The 6,830-nt window shown below is 41.5% G+C and carries 3 protein-coding genes; 1 reads left to right on the top strand and 2 read right to left on the bottom strand.

Features of this window, described 5'->3' with window-relative positions:
- Positions 1 to 123: 123 nt before the first annotated feature.
- Positions 124 to 1,596, bottom strand: coding sequence for an LA2681 family HEPN domain-containing protein (locus VEZ01S_RS13300; RefSeq protein WP_021714567.1), 1,473 nt, complete (start codon positions 1,594 to 1,596; stop codon positions 124 to 126).
- 233 nt (positions 1,597 to 1,829) lie between these two features.
- Complete coding sequence (locus VEZ01S_RS13295) at positions 1,830 to 3,695, bottom strand: bifunctional metallophosphatase/5'-nucleotidase (protein ID WP_021714566.1); 1,866 nt, start codon at positions 3,693 to 3,695, stop codon at positions 1,830 to 1,832.
- Positions 3,696 to 4,058: 363 nt separating this feature from the next.
- On the opposite strand from VEZ01S_RS13295, the gene VEZ01S_RS13290 reads away from it, so the two are divergent.
- Positions 4,059 to 6,740: an ExeM/NucH family extracellular endonuclease gene (locus tag VEZ01S_RS13290; RefSeq protein ID WP_021714565.1), complete on the top strand. Its 2,682-nt coding sequence runs from the start codon at positions 4,059 to 4,061 to the stop codon at positions 6,738 to 6,740.
- Positions 6,741 to 6,830 lie beyond the last annotated feature (90 nt).

Raw genomic sequence — 6,830 nt, 5'->3', positions numbered from 1 at the left:
ACTTAAAACATAAAGGGGCAGAACCTTGTCAGTGTTTTTCCCTAATTAACTTTTTAAAGGGTTATCAAGGGCATTGCAACTCTCTAATCTAGTGGGCTCCACTACATAGAAAGCAACCATCTTTTATAGACGTGAGGATTGTATCGGGACTACAATGCCATCTTCTCTGGCTTCTTCACGTTTACGCTCTTCAGCGTGCATTGCTAAAGATAGATATATTAAAGCTTCACGAGATAACTTAATCATCTTTAATGCTTTTTCAGTTAATTCATCGACAGTTATATATTTTAGATACTCGTTATCATCGACTTGAGCTGGATAATCTTGAATACCCAGATATCTATGTTCAGCCATTTTCCTAATGGTATGCAGTTCCCTAGCTTCTGGTTCTGCAACTTCAGTAAAGTTTGGGGCATACAAATCTTTAGATAGGAAGTATAAACCTCGTAACGGCCAGTTTTCACAATTTAGGAAACATGGGTAGAGTTCTAACGCCTTCTTTTTAGTATTGAACGATCCCCAAATGTTCCTGAAATTGACAGAATTTATCTTTAGTCCAATGCTCATATAGTCGTTTAAGAACAAAGCTATTTTATCAAAGATTGAATACGATATTCTTAAAGAGTTTTTTAGCAACTCATTTCGATACCCCAAATGCACACCATCTAGACCATTTTCTAGTAGGACGTCATTGTCAGCATAGTGCTCAATATCGGCTGTAGTAAACTCGTAAAGCATATGGCGAGCGACTATAAACTCCTGCTTCAACAAATTAAAATATTTAGGAAATCTCGGCTCTTCTCCGACTGCATAAACATGACTTGGTAGGTGTAAAACATCATTAGCAGCAATTGTAGCTGTAAACACGTCATTCAAAGGATTCATAAATAGCTTATGTTGCAAGCACCACCGTCTGTAATCCTGCTCTTTTTGATGCTTGCCTAATGAGAAGCCATTGAAATTAAATTTACTATCGAACTCAATTGATTCTAGAACATCTTCCGTAAACTCTTTGTAGAACATAAAGGCTTCTAGTGCATCCTGTTGAACGCCAGAATCCCATATTAGTGGCTCCTTGCCAAAACGATTAAGATCCTTGTTGGCATGGAAAAAGAAAGCTCCACTATGTCCATAGTCATATAGATGCTGCCCATAATGGACTTGACCAATTGCCTTATTACCTATTGCCATAGCAAAGTTGTCAATACGAGACAGCGCCTTGTCATAATAGCTAATTGACTCTATAGATCGCCCTAACGAACTCATTCCGTTAGCTATATTTGTCAATATTTTACATTGCATTATCTTATGAAGCGTTTCGAACCCTGACTCTGCAATGGCCTTTCGAAGGTTAAGTATCTCAGCCACTTGCCTTTCCTGAGACCAACTCCAAGTATCATCTGCATCTTTTCGCTCAATGATACTAAGTGCGGCATGACAATTAGCTTTATATAAAAACAAAATTGAACGATTTTCACTTGTCTCATTTTCCATAAGAGAATCACAGCTAACTAATAGTTGTTCTAGCTCTGGGGCATCATTGTTATCACATGCCATATCAATTTTATTGCCTAGAGCTTCGATCTTTTTGTTCATCACTATGGAATCCTTGGATTGTTATAAAGCTACGGCTTACATTACAGACATGAGAAAAAGTAAGTCAATTAATACATGATTGAATAACTAAGAATCAGCTCGTTAACAAGAAAAGGAGCATAAATGATTTTGCCAATACACCCTAATTGCAAAAAAATGAGGCTTATTAAAATAATAATAAGCCTCAAAGTTTTATACACTAACTTATATTGAGTTGTGTTAGCTCAACACCCTTAATTTAAAGGGGTGAAGTTCTGTACAGCCATTTCAGAAACCTCAGGGATGTCTAAAGACTCGCCTTTTTCTTCCAGTTTCTTCACGTAGTTAATCAAAGAGTCAGTGTAAAGAAGGCCAGTGTCTTCACGACGGCTATCGTCTTCAAATACAGGTACAAATGAGTCGTAACGGTCACCACCAGCGGCGATGAAGTCGTTAGTTACTACAACGTACTCATTGTCTAGCTCAATGCTGTGCCACTCACCAAATGTACCGTCTTCGTTTTTGCGACGAGCTTCTACATTGCTTAGACGAGAGCCTTTATCTGCGTTCATATCAACATTAAAACGTAGGTTTGCTGCCGCAGGGAATGCGCCACTTGAGTTGTTTGCCACTACGTTATCCATCGCGTCTTCTAGCGTGTTGATGATCTCTTGGCCTGTCATGTCTAAGTTCACTAGGAAGTTAGTAAATGGTAGAACATTGAATACGTGGCCTACAGAAACATCACCCTCTTCGATAGTGGTACGTACACCACCGCTGTTTTGAATCGCGATATCTGAACGTAGAGACATATCAACAAATGCTTCAGCTACTACATTACCCATGATGCTACCGTGCTTGTTCATGAAGTCACGCTCATCACTGCCTTCAGCACAAAGTGCGCCTGAAGAGTGATTAGATCCTGGCGTACGTTCGTTACACAATAGTCCGTTGCTGTTGCCAATAACTTCTAGCATTTTCTCATCAACTTGAGCCGCAAATACAGCCAGTTTTTCCGCTGTATCTTGATCTTCTTCAACCATGCTTAGCTCAGAGTATTCATCGATGTAAGCGTGGATTTGGTCCATCTGCTCAGTGGTGAATGTGCCATCACTCTCTTCCGCTGGGTTAGTGAATTCATTACCTAACAATAGATGAGGTGTACCCGCACACTGAGTCACATTGCCTGCTTCATCAAAGCTGATGTTTAGCTCGCCAAGTACTTGCGCGTTATCCCAAGCGGTCACAACACACACTTCTTCACCCGAAGCATTCTCTACAACTGTAGGGTACTCACCTAGTGGGTTACCAAAGCCAATGTTGCTGTGAAGTTCTTTGTCACCCAACAATGTGTGGCTATCACCACCAACAATAACGTCAACGCCAGTCAATTGCTGCGCCATTGCTAGGTCGTTGCCATAAGTGTAGTGCGTCAGCAAAACAATCTTATCAACGCCTTTCTCTTGTAGCATGTCGATGTATTTTTGAGAGGTTTCAACTTCATCTAAGAACTCAGTATCTTCAGACGGAGAAGAAGAAGCTTGTGTTTTTGCTGCGATATCAATACCGATAACGCCCACTTGCTGTCCTGCTACATCAAAAATTTTGTACGGTTCGTACATACCGTAAATAGGGTTAGTAGAAGGAACTGTAATGTTAGCGGCCAGTACTTCTGTACCACAAGCATCTTCGCCGTTGGTTAGAGTATCGATAAAGTGAGCTAATTGCTCATTGCCATCATCAAATTCATGGTTGCCCAGTGCGAATGCATCAAAACACACTTGGTTCATCATTAGCGCATCAGGAAGCTCATCACGGAACAAGCTGTAGTACATAGTACCTGTGATAGCATCACCCGCGTGCAAACGAAGCGTGTTGTCATTTTGCAGCTCATCAAACTTAGTCACAAGACGTGGGAAACCACCGACTTCCACTTCTGCCTCAATACCGCCAAGAGTTAAGCTTACAGGGCCAGTTGCATCAAGTTTTGAGTGGTGATCATTAATGTGCAGGATACGAAGGTTAAATGACTCGCCACTTTGTGCTTCATTACCTGAGTCGGAAGAATTACAACCTGCTAAACCTGCGACAACAGCTAAAGCTAATATTTTCTTGTTCATTAGAGTTCCTATTTATTTCAATTTAGGTCTTGTGACGTTGAATATGCGGTGCATCCTAAAGGCTATAAATTAAGGAATTATGACAATAATTGATTTGTCATTAATAATTACTTATGGGTGCTTAAATAGACAAACAAAGTATTAAATTACCGTGACATTTATATTTAAATCACATTGCAAAAGTTCATTTAGCAAGCAAGATTTAGCTTAAATAACAGTAATTTGAGTATTTATAGTGTAAAAGCGAATATATATATACTTATAAATAAACCCCTTATTTTTATGAATTTATCAAAAAATATAAATGTAATATTTAATAATTAAGATTCCGGCCAATCAAAACTACCTGTATCAAGGAAAACAATGAACAAGATAAGAATGGCTTGGACTCTACCCTGCTTATTAGCGGCTGGCGGTGCAAATGCCAATATTATAATTTCAGAAGTGGTTGAAGGCTCCGGTTTTAATAAAGCCATTGAGATTGCCAACATTGGCGATAGCACAGTTACTCTAGACGGCTATCTTTTGCAAAAAGAAACCAACTTTGGTGGAACTTGGGCCGCAGACTTTGCACTAGATGGAATCACTCTACAGCCTTTCGAAACATATGTGGTTGGCCATGCAAGTGCTGCTGCTGACTTAAAAGCACTGTTTAATGATGAAAATAGCACCATTGCAAACTTCAACGGCAATGATCCTCTACGCATCATATTCAACGGTGAAGTGATTGATTTATTTGGAGCAGGTGATGCTGGTGACAGTAACTTTAATAGCGATATCACTCTGGTTCGCTGTGAATACTCAGCCAATGGCACGTGGGATGCGTCACAATGGCTAACCTTCCCTAAAGATGACTGGAGCGACTTAGGTCATATCGCAGCAAGCTGTGATGCACCAGAAGCGCCTGAAGCACCAGTGGGTGAAGAAGCCACTATTGCACAGCTGCAAGGCGAAGGTCAGTGGTCACCGTACACAGACCCTGCAAATTACCAATTTGAATCAGAAGAAACGTTTGTTGTTAAAGGCGTTATCACTCACGTACAAAACACTAAGCTAGACAACGACCTTCTCACTGGATTCTTTATGCAAGATCCAGCCGCAGATACAAGTTCAAATGCTTCAAACGGCATTTTTGTAAACGCTAATGTAAGCAATGTCAAAGTTGGCGACGAAGTTGCGGTTACCGCAAAGGTGCAAGAGTACTATTCTTGGACTCAACTAGGTTCTACCTCTGCACCTGCATTTGTTGAAGTGCTTGGCGAAGGTGAAAACATTGAGCCAACGACCATTACAGCCCTTGAAAGCGATGAAAACTTCGAGCAAACGCTAGAGCGTTACGAAGGTATGTTGGTGCGTGTAAACGCTGAAACTGACATGCACGTTGCACGTACTTTTGGCTTTGATTACAGCGCATACCGCAACAACATGGTACTGGCTCATCAATCCGTTAACTACCATCCAAACCAACTGAATACGCCACTAACCGCTGGCGCAGCTGAGCAAGATGCAAGCAACGCTGATCGTCGTCTATTCGTTGAATCATCAATGGATGCAGCAGACGGCGTTGTACCTTGGTACCCTAACTTTGCAAAAGACAACGGCACAGGCACTAGTGATGACTACATCCGTGTTGGCGCGCAACTTAGCGACGAAGGCTTAACGGGCGTACTAGGTTACTCATATTCTGAATACCGCTTATACGTACACAACACCGCAGACAACAGCACTTTTGTTGAGAATGAACGTTCACAAGCACCTAACCTAGAAGAGGGAGACTTAGTAGTTTCTAGTTTCAACGTGCTTAACTTCTTCAACTCTCCATTTGGTGGTCGCGATAACCCAACCAACAGCAACCGTGGCGCAGAAACGATTGCTGAATTTGATATGCAATTGGAAAAAATCGTTAGCGCATTAGTTGCTATCGATGCTGACATCTACGGTCTAATTGAAATTGAAAACAACGGTTTTGACGAAGACTCAGCTATCCATGTTCTGGTTGAAGCGCTAAACAGCCACCTAGACGAAGCGGATCACTACCAAATTGCTATGCCTAGCGATCTTGAAGGTGAAGGCTTTGTAGGTACAGATGCAATCACTAACAAAATCATCTATCGCCCTAGCACTGCTACGCTAAATGACACTTACGTGATTGAACTGCCACAGCAGCACGTTACTGAAAATGGCAACACTAAAAGCGCCTATCAGCGTGATGCATTCACCGCTTCTTTCGCTGTTGAACATGCAGAAAAAGATCTGGTGATCTCAACCAACCACTTCAAATCAAAAGGTTCGACGTGTTGGGAAGATGAAGCAACTGCTGATCAAGAAAACGATGTGAACCTACAAGGTAGCTGTGAGCACTTCCGTGTATCAGCGGCTTACCAACTGGCTCAAGAGTTGAATAAGATTGACGGTTACAAAGTGGTTATGGGCGACCTTAACAGCTACGGTCAAGAAGACGCTATCTTGGTATTGACCAACCGTGACAATGCACCAGCAGACTATGAAATCCACGCAGCGCGTAACACTTACATTGGTGGCGATGCAACCAACGGTACTCTACTGCACGGTGAAGAAGGCGCGTTAATCGAAGAATCATTTGATTACCTAGACATTGTTGAAGAGCTTAAGCCACGAACTTACAGCTACTCGTTCAACGACACTATGGGTACGCTAGACTACGTTCTAGTTGATAATGAGCTAAAGGATTTCGTTGTTGATGCTGAAGTATGGTCAATTAACGCCGTTGAATCGACGTTATTTGAATATGCAAATCAATTCACTGGTGATCTAGTGAAGTTTAACGACGCCTACCGCTCTTCTGACCACGATCCAACAATTGTTGTATTCTCGTTTAACAATAACGATGAAGGTTCTGAAGATGAAGGCGACAACACTCCAGAAGGCGACAATGGCAGCGATAACGATTCACAAGAAGGCGGTGACATCGATGAAGGTTCAAGCGGTGGTAGCTTTGATTTCTTCGCACTAATACTGATGCTCACAGGCTTGTTTGCTCGCGCTCGTGCAAGAAAAAACGCTTAGACCTAACTTAAACTAGGTTTCATCACGCATTTCGCTAAAGTAATACCGATAAAAAAGCCGACAAATTTATTTGTCGGCTTTTTCTTTTCT

The organism is Vibrio ezurae NBRC 102218 (assembly GCF_000467185.1).
Classification (GTDB): Bacteria; Pseudomonadota; Gammaproteobacteria; order Enterobacterales; family Vibrionaceae; genus Vibrio; species Vibrio ezurae.
This window is presented reverse-complemented; position numbering and strand designations above follow the sequence as displayed.